This is a genomic window from Rothia sp. P5766 (assembly GCF_048513555.1).
GTDB lineage: Bacteria > Actinomycetota > Actinomycetes > Actinomycetales > Micrococcaceae > Rothia.
Map to the genome: position 1 here is coordinate 63,653 of NZ_JBLXXS010000010.1, position 15,718 is coordinate 79,370.

Sequence of the window (15,718 nt, forward strand, 5' to 3'; positions counted from 1 at the left end):
TTCAGTCCCTGGGATAATTCGTAGGCTTATTTTACAGTTCTGCACCTTAACTACGGGCTGGAAACAGCCTTAGGGAGCATAATGGAAACTAAACCGACGAGAAACCCACCCGACAGAAGGAGAGGCATGTCCCAAACGCCTCAGACAGATCCTCTTTTTTCACGCGGATCCTACGCCGAAACAAGTCGCATCTCAGAGATCATACGCAAGGAGTCAGTGGGCGGGTTCATTCTGCTTGCCGCCACTGTTCTAGCTATCGTGCTGGCTAATACCCAAGCAGCCGACTTCTATGAAAGCATCCGCGATAGCCAAATCGGTCTAGCCATACCGGGCTTTAGCCACCTGATGATGAACGTCCATCTCTGGGCCGCAGACGGGCTACTCACCGTCTTCTTCTTCCTCACCGGCTTGGAGCTTAAAAGAGAGTTTGTGGTCGGTGATTTGCGTGATCCGGGTAAGGCTATTGTCCCCGTAGCCGCAGCCTTCGGTGGAGCCATGACTCCGGCTATCATCTACTTCGCTATCAATCACAACAGCCCAAGCGCAGTAAGTGGCTGGGCTATCCCCGCCGCTACCGATATCGCTTTTGCGGTAGCTGTCCTTGCAGGGGTAGGCACTTTTCTTCCAGCCGCCCTGCGCACCTTCTTGCTCACCCTAGCTGTCGTTGATGATCTCATTGCCATCGTTATTATCGCCCTCTTCTACACCAGCAATTTCCACCCCTGGTACCTTATTGCCTCAATTATTCCTATTGGCGCATATTTCTGGTTGACCCACAAGCACGAGAAACTTTTCCACCAAAAAGGGTGGGCGGCCTGGGTAATTCTGCTCCCCCTGGGTCTGATTACCTGGGCTCTCTTCCTAGAATCAGGCATCCACGCTACCATCGCAGGTGTCATCCTCGGTTTCTGCGTACCCGTGCGGATGACAGCTCAGGCCAATCAGGTAGATGCAGATTCCAGCCTGGCTGAAACCCTTGAACACCGCCTCCGCCCCCTATCCACCGGCATCTGTGTACCCCTCTTTGCCTTCTTCTCGGCTGGTGTCGCTATCGGCGGCTGGGAGGGGCTCACCACCGCACTAGCTGACTCTGTAGCTATCGGCATCATGCTAGGTCTTGTTCTTGGAAAGACCGTAGGCATTACAGGCACAGCCTGGTTGATTACCCGCTTCCGCGGCGCCAATCTTGACCCCGATATCAAATGGATTGATGTTGTAGGCCTAGCCGTCACCGGCGGTATCGGTTTTACAGTTTCTATGCTGGTAGCCGAGCTCTCCTTTAAAGAGGGGAGCATGCACACGGAAGACGCCAAAATTGGCATTATGATTGGTTCGCTTCTTGCTGCTGTTCTCGGAGCCATCATTCTTTCCATCCGCAATAAGAACTACAAGCTCATTGCGCAGAAAGAAAGCCTGGATGCCAACCACGACGGCATCCCCGATGTCTTCAGCGACAACACCGAGGCACCAGCGCCAAGCCCCAAGTAAGAATGAACCCCACCGACAGGGCCCAGGCCAATACCAAGGCTTAGCCTGTCGGTGGGGTTAAATTTTAGGGCTTCCGGCCCTGAGACAGCTGTGCCAAGCAGCGACCCGGCAACATCACACTTGCGGGTATTTTGCAGATTGGTGCACGACCTGTGAGAATTACCTGAGTATTCACCGCACCATACAGCAGGTGAAAGCCCGCTCCTGTTGCCCACCCGTGCCGCAACAGGTAGTCAACCACCAGGGACAGCTGCCAGCCCATACACATCAGAGCAGTTGTACCCTTTAACGATTTGGAGCACGCATGGATTTTCTGCTCGACGCAGTGAACTGGATTAATGAATCCACCGCTGGGGCCACAGAGGTCATTACCTCAATTTCAGATTCCCTCTGGACCAACTTCCTAATGTACGCCCTGGTCCTTGCAGGTCTGGGCATTACCATCGCAACCCGTGGCGTTCAGTTCCGGTCCCTGGGTGAGATGTTCCGCACCCTCAAGGATCCGGCAGGCACCGAATACAACGGCAAGAAAAGTATCTCAGCCTTCCGCGCTTTCACCGTCTCAGCTGCCTCCCGAGTAGGTGTCGGTAACATCGTCGGTGTAGCCCTGGCTATCACCATGGGCGGCCCCGGTGCCGTCTTCTGGATGTGGGTCATCGCCTCTGTTGGCGCAGCTTCTGCTTTCGCAGAATCACTCCTAGGTCAGCTGTACAAACGTAAGGGTGAGGACTCCTATATCGGTGGCCCTGCCTACTACATGGCTCGCGGCCTGAACGCCCGCTGGCTCGGCCTGATCTTTGTTGCTTTCATTGTTATCACCTACGCTTTCGTCTTTGTTGCCGTTCAGACCAACGCGATTGTCGGTGCCGTAGCGGGTTCTTTTAACGTTGATATTGCTGAAACCAACGGTATGGGCTTCCGTATCGCGATTGGTGCGGTGATCGCCCTGCTCTCTGCTTTCATCATCTTCGGCGGTATCCGCGCCATCTCATCGGTCACCGAAATTCTCGTGCCCTTCATGGCCGTACTCTACCTGGTGCTGGGTCTGATTGTAGTTGTGCTCAACATTGGTGCCGTACCCGATGTTATTGCTGAAATCATTACCGGTGCCTTTGGTATCCGTGAATTTGTCACCGGCAGCGTCATCGGTGTGATTACCCAGGGCATGCGCCGAGGCCTACTCTCCAACGAAGCAGGTATGGGTACAGCCCCCAACGCCGGCGCAACCGCCTCTGTTTCCCACCCCGCTAAGCAGGGCTTTGTTCAGTCTCTGGGTGTCTACTTCGATACCGTTCTGGTCTGCTCGGTGACCGCCTTTATCGTACTGGTTGCGGGCAATGTTCCCTACGGGGACCGTAGCCAGGCAGGTACCCTCACTCAGACCGCGCTCTCCACCCACCTGGGAGGCTGGGCCGTTCACTTCCTGACTGTGGCTATCGCTCTCTTCGCTTTCTCATCAATTATCGGTAACTACTACTACGGTGAGTCCAACATCCGTTTTGTGACTGAGAAGCACCTGCCCATGAATATCTTCCGTGTGATTGTCATCGGCTTCGTCTTCTTCGGTGCCATTGCATCACTGGATCTGCTCTGGAACCTAGCTGACCTACTCAACGGCGGCATGGTCATTGTCAACCTAACCGCTGTCTGCCTGCTCATGCCCAACGTCATGAAGCTACTTCGCAACTACGAGGCTCAGCGCAAGGCCGGCCTGGAACCCGTCTTCCAAGCCAGTGATCTGCCCGAAATCAAGAACCTGGATGCCTGGGATGGCACAGACCAGCTGACCCAGCGTAGCTACTGGGAAAACTACGACCGTCTACAGCTTGAAAAACAAGCGGCAAGGCGCAAGTAGACAGGCTATACCCTGTAGGGGTTAGAGCCACGACAAAGGACCGGCAGATCAGAGACAAGAGCATAAAGTGCACCCTCTGATTGAGCCGGTCCTTTCGTCTTTAAGGTAATTGAGTCCTATACTGAGACTTTGTTTATTCTTACCTACCGTCTGAAGGCCCCACCCAGCTATCCACCTGCACGTCACCTCCCCTGAGCTGCGGGGTGTGGAGGCTGTTGGTGCGTGCCTCCCTGCAGAGGATGATCTTTAGCGATAATGACCAAAGACTTTCACCATAAAGGCCTTGCCGAGGGGCGCTTGGGGCTGGCTTCTTCAACCGTCATCGGGGTAGCCTCGACCGCCCCCATGTACTCACTGGCCGCATCTGTTGGCTTCATCGTGGTAGCTGTTGGCTACCAGGCCCCTATCGCCCTTGTCTTGGGCTTTATCCCCATGCTGATTACAGCGCTGTCCTACAAGGAACTCAACGAAGCTGTCCCCGACTCCGGGACCATATTTACCTGGGGAACAAAAACCTTTGGACCCAAGGTTGGATGGATTTCCGGCTGGGGAGTTATTGTTGCTGGTGTCATAGCTATGGCTAATCAGACCCAGATTGCAGCTATCTACCTCTGGCTTTTTTTGGGGCGGGAAGATTTTGCCCACAATAAGCACATAGTGGTGCTCACCGGTGTTTTGGTCATAGCTCTAACCACCTGGATTTCCTACCGCAATATCGAAGCGGGTTCGCTGACCCAGTGGCTCCTCGTGGGAATCCAGTATCTTGCTATTGCTCTGCTCGCCCTGGGTGTTTTTAAGGCGCTAGCCTCCGGGGCCACGAGCGGGTATGAGTTTGAGATGAGCTGGTTCAACCCCTTTGAATCCAGCTTTAGCAGTATGGTGCAGGCGGTGCTCATCTCAATCTTCATCTACTGGGGCTGGGACACCTGCCTAGCTATTAGCGAAGAAACCAAAGACCCCCACCGCACACCCGGCCGCGCAGCAGTGCTCTCCAGCTCTATTCTGGTGGTCACCTACGTCTTTGTAACCGTCGTGGCCTTAATGTACGCGGGTGCGGGATCCGAAGGGATTGGCCTCGCTAACCCAGATAACTCCGATGATGTCTTTACCCCCTTCAAGGACGCCGCTCTCGGGTCCTGGGGTTGGGTTATTATCCTGGCGGTTGCGGTTTCTGCGCTGGCTACCTGTCAGACCACTATCCTGCCCTCTTCTCGGGGTGTTTTTGCTATGGCCGTCTACCGGTCTGTACCCAAAAAGTTTGGCGATGTGCACCCCAAATTTAAGACGCCCAAGACTGCCACCATCTATATGGGTGTCTGCTCCGCGGTCTTCTATACGGGAATGACCTACATCAGTGAGAACATGCTGGCTGATACCATCGAAGCTGCCAGCGTAGCGGTAGCTGTTTACTATGCGGTCTCATCTTTTGCCTGTATTCGGTATTACCGTGGCAGTATCTTTACAAGCGCCCGTAACGTAGTGTTCCGCCTGATTATCCCGCTAGCCGGCGGGCTCATGATGACCTGTATTCTGGCTGTCTCACTTTTCAATATGGCCGACCCCGACTACGGTTACACCAAGATGCTGGGGACCAGCGGGGTCTTTATTACTGCCGTGACCTCTTTCGCTATTGGTTTTGCGCTCATGGTTGCTCTCATGAGGCGGGATGAGTTTAAGCCTTTCTTCAGGGGGGAGACTCTGAACATGAATACCGGTGTGAAGGTGCCTGAGTCTGTTGATTTGGATGAGGTTCTCTAGGCCGGTAACTCTAGCGCTGGTTTCACCCAGATAGGCCCTGTCTGTCTTTTCACAAGATGCCAAGAGCTGGTGTATTTGCCAAGTTTTTGGCCATCTCGTCAGGCTTAAGTACTTATTTTTCCTTGCCATGGTGAAATAAGGCGCTACTAGTACCTCTGCTGGGTGGCTCCTAGGTGCGGGGCGGGTACAGTTGAAGACATAAGACAAACCCGCCCAGAAGGAGAACCGTGGCTATCGACCCAAACAATACCCAGATTAAAGAAACCGCTTTCGCACTGGCCCGTAAGTTTGGCTGGGCTTTAGAGTACAACGGTGGCTTAGAACTGGACGGCGAATTCCTTGACGATGCTGACCTGTCCATTGAGCGGCCAGAGGACGGCACCCAGGTGGAGTACGTCCTCAATATCAGCTATGCAGATAGCACGGCCTACGGATTTACCCTCACCCGCGAAGCTGCGAGCGCCCCTCAGGCACCTAGTTTTGGGGCAAGTTTTAGCAAAGAAGCAAGGAGCTCCCTGGGGCAGTCTCATAGTTTTGCTATGGGTTCATTTGCCACTGATGGCCTACCGAGTGAGAACGCGATCACTCTGGCTGAGAAGTATTACATCACCACTTTGGCTGACCTGATTGAAGAGGTTGAGGCCAAGCTGAGGGCGCTAGCTCTCTAAAGACATTTATTGACCATTTTAGGAGTCCTCATGACCGGCAATTTTAGCTATACCTCAACCTATCCCTTTGATCTTGAGACGGTGCGTACCTGGTTTCATCGCCCGGGCGCGCTGACCCGAGCAACCCCTCACTGGGCTGGTCAGGTTCAGCAGGAAGGTAACCCTCAGGCTCCGGGGAGCATAGCGCGTACTAGCGTTGCGCTACCACTGACCTATGGCCTGCTTACCCTTCCCTGGCAGGCCCGCCATACAGCTGCTGAAGCCAACTCTTTTACAGATGAAATGGCTCGCGGGCCTTTTACTCGGTGGGAGCATACTCATAGTTTCTCCGCAGGTCATGAGCGTACCTTGGTTCGTGACGCGGTTGAGTTCCGGGTTCTGCCCGACTACAGCCTTGCTGGTTCAGACGGTAGTAACCGAGTGCTCACGGGCGCGGACTCGGCACTTCAGGCTATCTTGGGCGGGGGCGAGAAGGTCACCGGACCTGCTATTGAGCGTCAGCTAGAGCGTGTCTTTACCGCCCGCGAGCGCCGTATCACCGCCGACCTAAGCTTTCAGCAGCGCTATGCCAGGGAGCCGATGACCGTGGTGGTAGCTGGGGCCTCCGGCACGGTAGGCAAGCAGGTAACAGCCCTGCTGACCGGCGGTGGGCACACCGTCCGCACGCTGGTGCGCGGTAACGTAACCAGCGAGAACGAGTTTGCTTGGGATCCCGAGAGCGGGCAGATTGATGAGGCTGTTTTTGAGGGTGCCGATGCGCTGATTCATTTGGGCGGTGTCAGTATTAGCCAGCGCTTCACGGCGCAGAATAAAAAAGCGATTCTTCAGTCACGGGTAGGCTCTACAACGGTGCTGGCGCAGACTCTTGCTCGGCTGGCCGCTGAGGGCAGGGGGCCGCGTGTCTTTGTGTGTGCATCGGCTGTCGGTTTTTACGGTTTGGGCAGGGGTGATGAGCTGCTGACTGAGGATATGCCAGCTGGGAACGGCTTCCTGGCCGAGGTGTGTCAGCAGTGGGAGGCTGCCTGCCAACCCGCCCGGGATGCCGGGGTGCGCGTGGTCAATGTGCGCACAGGCCTGGTGCAGTCGGTATTGGGCGGTATGCTACGCCTCCAGCTACCTCTCTTTGCAACCGGGACGGGTGGCTGGGTTGGGAACGGTCAGCAGGTGCAGAGCTGGATCAGCCTAGATGACATTGCCGGTATCTATGTGCACGCGGTGATGACCGAGTCGCTCAGGGGGCCGGTCAATGCGGTCGCTCCAGACCCTGTTACGGCCCGGGAGCTTGCTAAGACAGTGGGTGCGGTGCTCAAACGCCCGGTTTTCCTGCCTGTCCCAAAGTTCGGCCCAGCCTTACTCTTGGGAGCCGAGGGTGCACAGGAGCTTGCCCTGGCAAGCCAGAACGCTAGCGCAGAAAAGCTCCTGGCGAGTGGCTATGTGTTTTTTGAGCCAGCGCTCCGCACGGCACTTGAGCACGAACTGGCTTCCTAGTTTCCCCCAAGAAGTCCATAGAACGCCTGCCGGCAATGGCATTTCATCTAAAAGTCACTGCCTTCTGCCGGGCTTGTGCGCCACTTCGGGCTATCCTGTTGTGTAGCACACTCCCAAAAACACACGAAAGATAAGCATGGCTTCCTCTCTGTCACGCCGCCTTGCCGGTATTACCGCAACCGGTGCCACTGTTCTTGCCCTGGTTGTAGCTCCCCTACCGGGTGCTGGTGCCGCAGATTCAACAACTCTCACCCTGCTCAACATCAACGACTTTCACGGCCGTGTATCTACTAGCATCGCTATGGGCCTTGCTAACACGGTTCAGGCTGAGCGGTCGAAAGCGCACGGGGGTTCACTCCTGCTCGCCGCTGGTGATAACGTGGGTGCCTCCCTCTATGTTTCGAGCGTACAAAAGGATCAGCCCACCCTGGAGTACCTCAATGCCCTCGGCCTCAGAGCTAGCGCTGTAGGTAACCACGAGTTCGATGCCGGCGCTCAGGATCTCTTCAACCGCATTATCCCCGCCGCATCTTTTTCTTACCTGGGCGCTAACGTCCTCAAGACGGACGGCTCCCCCGCCCTGGAACCCTATTACATCACCGAGGTCAACGGCACCTCTGTTGCTGTGATTGGTGCAGTCACTACCGAGACCCCTCAGCTAACTGACCCGTCCCAGCTTGCCTCTCTACAGTTCACCGACCCGGTTGCTGCGGTCAATAAATACGCCGCCCAGCTCTCTGACGGGGACCCCTCCAACGGTGAGGCCCAAGTCATTGTTGCCGAGTACCATGAGGGCGTCAATACTGCTGATCCTGCCGGTGATGCCATTATCAACCAGACCAGCGCAAATGTTGATGTTATCTTCACAGGCCATACGCACCAGGAGTACGTGATTGACGGCGTTGTTCCCGGGCAGCCGGGCAAGACTCGCCCCGTGGTCCAGACCGGTAACTATGGCGATAACCTGGGTAAGGTTGTCCTGAGGTTGAATGATGCAGGTGAGGTAACAGCCTATTCTTCTGAGCTGGTCAAACGTATGGATGCGCCCACTGCCGATCAGATTGCCGCTGATCCGGTACTGGCCCAGGTTAACACTATTGTCAGCCAAGCTAATTCTTATGCAACTGAGCAAGGCTCAGTCCTTGCTGGGCAGGTTGGCGCCCCTATTACCACTGGCTTCGATGCTGGCAAGGAGGCGCGGGGTGGGTTCGATATGCGCAACTACGAATCCACTATGGGTCACCTGGTTGCCGATATGTACCTGGCAGCCGCGAACTCAACCGGTCGCACACCCGCCGATATCGGCATTGTCAACCCCGGTGGCTTGCGAGATGAGCTACCCGGTGGCCTGCGCACCAGCCTGGGTCTGGCCGCTAACCAGAACGTGCGGGTCATGGATATCGTCAATGTCACCCCCTTCGCTAACAACCTGTGGACCACCGAATTGACCGCCCAACAGCTTAAGGCTGTGCTGGAAGAGCAGTGGCAGCAGAACGCCGCAGGCGAGATGGCTAACCGCCCCTACCTGCAGCTAGGTTTCTCGTCCAACGTCACCTACACCTACACCGGGTCTACCGATGCAGCCGGGTACGCAACTCGCGGCTCAAATATCCTCGATGTGTATGTGAACGGTAAGAAGGTAGAAGATACCGATACCTTTACCGTCGCTATCCCCAGCTTCCTGCTCGGTGGCGGCGATAACTTCAGTACTTTTACCCAGGGCACCAACCCCAAGGATACGGCGCTGGTGGATTCTGATGCCTTCGTGAATTATTTCAAGGCAAACGGAACCGTGAACCCCAACTATGCCAAGCAGGCTGTTAAGGTCCAGGACCTGGCAGCAGGCTACGACGTAAATGGCCAGCTCACGTTCTCGCTGGCTGACCTGAATGTACGGAGCTTCGGCGTCCCTGCACTGACCGAACTTAAGGTCACCATTGATGGTATTGAGGTGGGCACCGTTGAGGTAGCCACAGACGGCACCGCAACTGTAGCTCTAGATTTGGCGGGTCAGGGCATTACCGCCGGGCAGCATGAGATTGAACTGGCCGATCCCAGCGATGTCACAGGCACCCTTGTTCGCCTGAGCGCCAAGTTCACAGGCTCCTCCGCTGAGCCCCCTGCACCGGTTGAGCCCCCTCAGCCTACTCCCACCGCTGATCCCACAGACCAGCCGGCTCCTAGCCCCAGTCAAGGGGCAGTAACCCCGGCTCCGAAGACAAGCAGCGCCCCGGCCCCCACCACTCCTGAAACCCCTTTTACCTACGAGAACTGTGCCGCTGTCTGGGATAAGCTAGGTCGCCCCATTGGCTCCGACGAAGCCGGTTTCCACAAGGGATTGGACGCCGATGGTGACCAGCTCGGGTGCGAGCTGAACCCCAACTACACCAATAGGGCAGAGGACGGTAGCACGGTGAAGGCCTCATCTGGCGCTACTAAATCAAGCTCTGCTTCGTCAAACCGCCTGGCTAACACCGGCTTTACCGCCAGCCTGATTGCCGCCGCTGGCGGCCTGGCTCTGCTAGCTGGTGTAGCTGTTCTTCGGGCAGGTCGCCGCAAGGCATAGAGGCTTGTTCATCAGGGGTAGGTAAGGCAGGCTCAGGCCCCTTGCCAAGGCCCTCTGAGGTAAACCCTTAGCGGGTGCCCTCTCCCCAGCGGAGCAGGCACCCGCGCTTTCTTTAAGCCCGGTAGTTACAATGGTGGGTATGCCTCACCCCACCGTGACCCTTCTTGCCACAGAAACCAGCTCCACCGTCAGTGTTTTCGGCTGGTTCTTCTACCCCATTCTTTTTCTGTCTTTAGGTTTGGCCCTGTATTGTGTGTTCACTATTCACCGCCAGAGCCACCTGACCGAGATACAGAAGCTCAAGTGGGTTCTCTTCACCCTTTTCCTACCCCTGGTGGGTCCGCTGGCCTACTGGTTGCGGTTGCGGGCCGACCGGCAGCAGCTCTTGGCAGCACCTCGTCACTCTGAGGGTGAACTCGAGGCCTAAAAGTCTCGAGCAGGGCGTAGAGTTAGAGCTAACCTGGCAGATTCACACAAAGGAAAGTTATGCCCTATACCGTCAAAGCCCTGCAAAAATTTGGCCCCGACCAGCCTTTTAAGGTCACTGAGCTTGAGCGCCGGGACCCCCGTGAAGATGATGTTGTCATCAAGATTGAGGCAGCAGGTATCTGCCACTCCGATATTCACACGATTCATAACGAGTGGGGTGAAGCCCATTTCCCCCTGGCGGTGGGGCATGAGATTGCCGGCACCGTTGAGGCGGTAGGCTCGGCTGTTACCAAGTTCAAGGTAGGCGACCGCGTAGGTGTGGGGTGTCTGGTCAATTCCTGCGGTGAGTGCGAGCAGTGCACCGCCGGGTTTGAGAACAACTGCCTGAACGGGGCCGTGGGAACCTACAATTCCAAGGATGTTGACGGCTCTATCACCCAGGGTGGTTATTCCCAGAAGATCACCGTCAATGAGCGGTTTGTGCTGAATATTCCCGATGCTCTTGAGTTCGATGTGGCCGCTCCCCTGCTGTGCGCTGGCATCACCACCTTCTCGCCTCTGGCTCGCTGGGGCCTTAAGCCCGGCGCTAAGGTCGCTATTCTGGGCCTGGGGGGCCTGGGGCATATGGGTGTGCAGATTGCTGCCGCCATGGGTGCTGAGGTAACGGTTCTCTCCCGCAATCTGAAGAAGGCTGAGGCCGCCGCCGCGCTGGGCGCTTCCCGTACCCTGGCAACCAGCGAGGAAGGTTTCTTTGAGGAGCACCGCGGGGAGTTTGACCTGATCCTCAACACTATTTCTGCCCCCATTGATTTGGATTCCTACCTGGGCTTACTTAAGCCCCGTGGCATTATGAGCGTGGTGGGCCTGCCGCCGGAGGCTCTCTCCCTCCACATGAACCGTCTGATTGGCGGCGGCAAGGTACTGACCGGCAACAATATCGGCGGTATTCCCGAGACTCAGCAGATGCTGGATTTCTGCGCCGAGCACGGTATTGCCGCTGTGATTGAGAAGGTCGGTGTCGATCAGGTCGATGAGGCCTACGAACGTGTCGCCGCGGGCGATGTCCAGTTTCGCGTAGTCATTGATACGGCAACCTTTGAGAAGGCAGAAGTCAGCGCCTAGCACGTCTGCTCAGATCTCATGAGCCGCCCTCTTTCCCCTTGATATCAAGGGGAAAGAGGGCGGCTCTTTTATATGCCTGAATAGTTATATTTACGAGCCGGCAAAGGGGTAGTCGGTGTAGCCCTGAGCGCCGGGGGTGTAGAAAGTTGCCATGTCGGGAGCAGTGATTTCTAGGTTTGCCTGCCAGCGGCGTACCAGGTCCGGGTTGGAAATGAGCAGGCGGCCAACTACTGCGGCATCCGCTAGGTTACCCTCAACGATACGCTCTGCCTCGGCACGGTCGGTTACCTCAGCGAACCCGCTGTTGAGCAGGGTGAAGCCACCGAAGGCCTGGCGCAGGTGGGCAACAAAGTCCCCCTCAATATCTGCGTGCAGGATTGAGAGGTAGGCCAGGTCCAGGTCGCTGATTCCCGCCAGGAGAGCGTCGTAGGTTGCTAGAGTCTCGGCGCGGTTATCTTCAATGTTGCCTTGGACGTTGTGCTCGGGTGAGATACGCAGGGCGGTGCGATCGGCACCAATAGCATCAGCAACGGCGCGGACCACCTCAATAACCAGACGGGCACGATTTTCGGGTGAACCACCGTAGGAGTCAGTGCGCTGGTTGGCTGAGGGGGCAAGGAACTCGTGTAGGAGGTAGCCGTTGGCACCGTGAATTTCTACGCCGTCCATACCGGCTTCAATAGTGTTGCGGGCAGCTGTCACGAACTCTTCCACAATGCGGGGCAGTTCATCTGAGTCAAGGGCGCGTGGGGTGGGTACGTCTTCGCGGCCGTTAGCACCGTGCAGGGTAACGCCGGGGGCAATGGCACTGGGCGCTTCAGCCTGTTCACCCTTGTTGATGGTGGGCAGGGTTAGGCGACCACCGTGCATAATCTGCATGACGATGGTACCACCGGCGGAATGTACGGAGTCAGCTACACGGCGCCAGCCAGCGATCTGGTCCTGGGTGTGGATACCGGGTTGGCCGAGGAAGGCCTGACCAACGTGGCTGGTGCGGGTGCCTTCAGTGACGATGAGGCCAGCACTGGCTCGCTGGGTGTAGTACTCTACGTGTAGGTCGCTGGGCACCCCGTCTAGTCCCGCGCGGGAGCGGGTGAGGGCGGCCATGGTGATGCGGTTCTTGAGGGTAAGTGAGCCAGCCTGTGCTGGTTCAAAGAGGGTGGTCAATGGGGTGCCTTTCGTGAGTCTAATGTACGCAGTGCATAACTGTTTTCATGCCACGCTTATTCCCTCAGAGCTGGCATAAGATACCCCGGGAGCGAAAATGTGCCCAGGGCCCTAGTGGGTTCTCGCAGGTGGGGCACTATTCTTAGAGGCAGATATTCACTTTTTCCAAGGAGTTACTATGGCCGGTGGTTTAGCCGCTTTACTTGATGATGTTGCCGCTCTGGCTAAGCTGGCGGCAGCTAGCACCGATGATATTGTGGCAGCTACCGGTCGAGCCAGCATTAAGGCTGCTGGCGTGGTGGTTGATGATGCGGCAGTAACACCTCAGTATGTGCAGGGTGTTGAGCCTAAACGTGAGCTACCGATTATTCGGAAGATCGCGGTGGGTTCACTGCGGAATAAGCTGATTTTTATTCTGCCAGCGGCTCTTGTACTCAGCCAGTACCTGCCCTGGGCCCTCACTCCCTTACTCATGATCGGCGGTACCTACCTGTGCTTTGAGGGCGCTGAGAAGGTTATTGAGTTACTTTCCCCGAAGGAAGACATAGAGGCTGAGGCTCCAGTCCTCCTTGCAGGCCCGGAGGCCGAGAAGAAGGTTGTTTCCGGCGCGGTACGCACCGACTTTATTTTGAGCGCGGAAATCATGGTGATTGCGCTCAATGAGGTTGCTAGTGAGGGTTTCTGGTCGCGGGCTATTATTCTGGCGATCGTTGGTGTCGCTATCACCGTAGCGGTTTATGGTGCGGTGGGCCTGCTGGTCAAGATGGACGATATCGGCCTGCATATGGCTCAGAGCAAGTCTGCTGGTGCCCAGAAGTTTGGCCTGGGCTTGGTCAAGGCCATGCCGGTCCTGATGAACATCATTTCTATTGTTGGTACTTTCGCTATGCTGTGGGTGGGTGGCCACATTATTCTGGTTGGCCTGGATGAGCTGGGCTGGCATGCTCCTTACGGCTTTGTTCACCACCTGGAGCACTATGGCACCCTGGTTCCTGCTTTGAGCGGTGCGCTGACCTGGTGCATTAATACTTTCTGCTCCATGGTTTTGGGTACGATTTGGGGCGGTTTCATTGCCCTGGTTATGCACTTCCTGCCGATAGGTAAGAAGCACCACTAGCCTGCTGAGGCATACCGAGGGTAGGTTACTCTCCCTTTCCGATGCTTTGCGGCCCCGCACACTTCACACAGAAGGTGCGGGGCCGCGGTGTATCTAAAAGCTAGGTCATCAGGCAACACAGCGGTGGTTCAGGCTGGTAGAAGGGCGGGCCCAAGAAAACACTCTCAAACCCAGGTACACAACCCCTCAACAAAGACCCCCAACGAACCATCTGCCCATCAGCTCACAGACACCCCCACCAAAACACCCAAGAAACAGAAAAGACACAGCCACCCCCGGGCTACAAACAACAACGCCCCAAACCAACTACTTCGACAAAACACACGCCGTCTGAACCTGGATAATCTCAGCGTGCTCCCCCGCACTATAACGAACCTCAGTACCAGCATCCGTCACAAACTTAATCTCAGCACCAGCACTCACCGGCCCCACACTCAAAACCTCATACCCCTGAGACTCCCACAAATCACGCATCCCCTGCACCTTCTGCTGATACTCATCCTTCGAATTACGCTGAGAAGTATCCCTCACCAAAGCAGACAACATATACAAAGACGTCCCATCAACATCATTCGAACACGACCGATAATCAAGACCACGCTCAGCAATACGCTCCGCAGTGTAAATAGCCCCACCGGCATACACAAAATGAGCAGGATCAGTACCCGTAGCCTCCACCGTACCAGGGAACAAAGACCAAAACTCATCCACAATCACACGCTGCTGCTCAGCAGAAGCAACCCGAGAAGAACCCTTCACCAAAGAACACCCCAACAACACCACAAGAACAAGGGCAAGCACCCCACCCAAACGCTTCACCACACCACCTCACAACCAGGACTATCCCAGAGATAAATCACAAACACAGTCACCACAGATACTACCGCCACCAGCCACCCCCCGGGCTACATCCCCAAACCAACTACTTCGACAAAACACACGCCGTATCAACCGATATACGCTCACCCGACACAGTAGCCAAATACGACACCCGCGTACCAGAATCCGTATACATCACAATCTCAGACCCATCACTATGAGGCCCCCTACCTCGAACCTCATACCCCTGAGACTCCCACAAATCACGCATCCCCTGCACCTTCTGCTGATACTCATCCTTTGTATTTCTTTGGCTGCTATCACTCACCGAAGCAGACAACATATACAAAGACGTCCCATCAACATCATTCGAACACGACCGATAATCAAGACCACGCTCAGCAATACGCTCCGCAGTGTAAATAGCCCCACCGGCATACACAAAATGAGAAGGATCAGTACCCGTAGCCTCCACCGTACCAGGGAACAAAGACCAAAACTCATCCACAATCACACGCTGCTGCTCAGCAGAAGCAACCCGAGAAGAACCCTTCACCAAAGAACACCCCAACAACACCACAAGAACAAGGGCAAGCACCCCACCCAAACGCTTCACCACACCACCTCACAACCAGGACTATCCCAGAGATAAATCACAAACACAGTCACCACAGATACTACCGCCACCAGCCACCCCCCGGGCTACATCCCCAAACCAACTACTTCGACAAAACACACGCCGTATCAACCGATATACGCTCACCCGACACAGTAGCCAAATACGACACCCGCGTACCAGAATCCGTATACATCACAATCTCAGACCCATCACTATGAGGCCCCCTACCCTGAACCTCATACCCCTGAGACTCCCACAAATCACGCATCCTCTGCACCTTCTGCTTGTATTCATCTTTCGAATTACGCTGAGAAATGTCCCTCACCAAAGCAGACAACATATACAAAGACGTCCCATCAACATCATTCGAACACGAACTCATAGCACTAAAACCACGACCCCGAGCCTCCTCCACGCTATACGGATCCCCACCCTCATACACAAAATGAGAAGGATCAGTACCCGTAGCCTCCACCGTACCAGGGAACAAAGACCAAAACTCATCCACAATCACACGCTGCTGCTCAGCAGAAGCAACCCGAGAAGAACCCTGCATAAAACCACACCCTGTCATAAGAAAAACCATACCTAACACGGCACAAAACCGAATAATAGAAGACAC

The 15,718-nt window shown here is 55.7% G+C and carries 12 protein-coding genes; 9 read left to right on the top strand and 3 right to left on the bottom strand.

Annotation, left to right across the window (positions count from 1 at the left end; genetic code table 11):
• Positions 1-126 precede the first annotated feature (126 nt).
• The 8 genes from nhaA (at position 127) to ACN08V_RS06815 (ending at position 11,374) form a co-directional block, all read left to right on the top strand.
• Positions 127-1,488: a Na+/H+ antiporter NhaA gene (gene nhaA, locus ACN08V_RS06780; protein ID WP_419100343.1), complete on the top strand. Its 1,362-nt coding sequence runs from the start codon at positions 127-129 to the stop codon at positions 1,486-1,488.
• A 304-nt stretch (positions 1,489-1,792) separates the two neighbouring features.
• Positions 1,793-3,343: an alanine/glycine:cation symporter family protein gene (locus tag ACN08V_RS06785; RefSeq protein ID WP_419104983.1), complete on the top strand. Its 1,551-nt coding sequence runs from the start codon at positions 1,793-1,795 to the stop codon at positions 3,341-3,343.
• A gap of 255 nt (positions 3,344-3,598) precedes the next feature.
• A complete protein-coding gene (locus tag ACN08V_RS06790) occupies positions 3,599-5,101 on the top strand; it encodes an APC family permease (protein WP_419104984.1) in 1,503 nt (500 codons plus the stop codon).
• Positions 5,102-5,328: 227 nt separating this feature from the next.
• A complete protein-coding gene (locus ACN08V_RS06795) occupies positions 5,329-5,769 on the top strand; it encodes a hypothetical protein (RefSeq protein ID WP_419104985.1) in 441 nt (146 codons plus the stop codon).
• Positions 5,770-5,799: 30 nt separating this feature from the next.
• Positions 5,800-7,257, top strand: a complete 1,458-nt coding sequence (locus ACN08V_RS06800; protein ID WP_419104986.1) for a TIGR01777 family oxidoreductase — start codon at positions 5,800-5,802, stop codon at positions 7,255-7,257.
• A 136-nt stretch (positions 7,258-7,393) separates the two neighbouring features.
• Positions 7,394-9,823 carry a 5'-nucleotidase C-terminal domain-containing protein gene (locus ACN08V_RS06805; RefSeq protein WP_419104987.1) on the top strand — a complete coding sequence of 810 codons (2,430 nt, stop codon included), beginning with the start codon at positions 7,394-7,396 and terminating at the stop codon, positions 9,821-9,823.
• A gap of 139 nt (positions 9,824-9,962) precedes the next feature.
• Positions 9,963-10,250, top strand: a complete 288-nt coding sequence (locus ACN08V_RS06810) for a PLDc N-terminal domain-containing protein (protein WP_419104988.1) — start codon at positions 9,963-9,965, stop codon at positions 10,248-10,250.
• A 59-nt stretch (positions 10,251-10,309) separates the two neighbouring features.
• On the top strand, positions 10,310-11,374 hold the full coding sequence (locus ACN08V_RS06815) for an NAD(P)-dependent alcohol dehydrogenase (RefSeq protein WP_419104989.1): 1,065 nt from the start codon (positions 10,310-10,312) through the stop codon (positions 11,372-11,374).
• A 90-nt stretch (positions 11,375-11,464) separates the two neighbouring features.
• Here ACN08V_RS06815 and ACN08V_RS06820 read toward each other — a convergent pair whose 3' ends face one another.
• Positions 11,465-12,541 carry an alkene reductase gene (locus ACN08V_RS06820; RefSeq protein WP_419104990.1) on the bottom strand — a complete coding sequence of 359 codons (1,077 nt, stop codon included), beginning with the start codon at positions 12,539-12,541 and terminating at the stop codon, positions 11,465-11,467.
• A gap of 178 nt (positions 12,542-12,719) precedes the next feature.
• Here ACN08V_RS06820 and ACN08V_RS06825 point away from each other — a divergent pair, with 178 nt between their 5' ends.
• A complete protein-coding gene (locus tag ACN08V_RS06825) occupies positions 12,720-13,658 on the top strand; it encodes a DUF808 domain-containing protein (protein WP_419100352.1) in 939 nt (312 codons plus the stop codon).
• Positions 13,659-13,964: 306 nt separating this feature from the next.
• On the opposite strand, the gene ACN08V_RS06830 is transcribed toward ACN08V_RS06825, so the two are convergent.
• Positions 13,965-14,480: a hypothetical protein gene (locus ACN08V_RS06830; protein ID WP_419104991.1), complete on the bottom strand. Its 516-nt coding sequence runs from the start codon at positions 14,478-14,480 to the stop codon at positions 13,965-13,967.
• A 100-nt stretch (positions 14,481-14,580) separates the two neighbouring features.
• Positions 14,581-15,096 carry a hypothetical protein gene (locus ACN08V_RS06835; protein WP_419104992.1) on the bottom strand — a complete coding sequence of 172 codons (516 nt, stop codon included), beginning with the start codon at positions 15,094-15,096 and terminating at the stop codon, positions 14,581-14,583.
• Between the last annotated feature and the right edge of the window lie 622 nt (positions 15,097-15,718).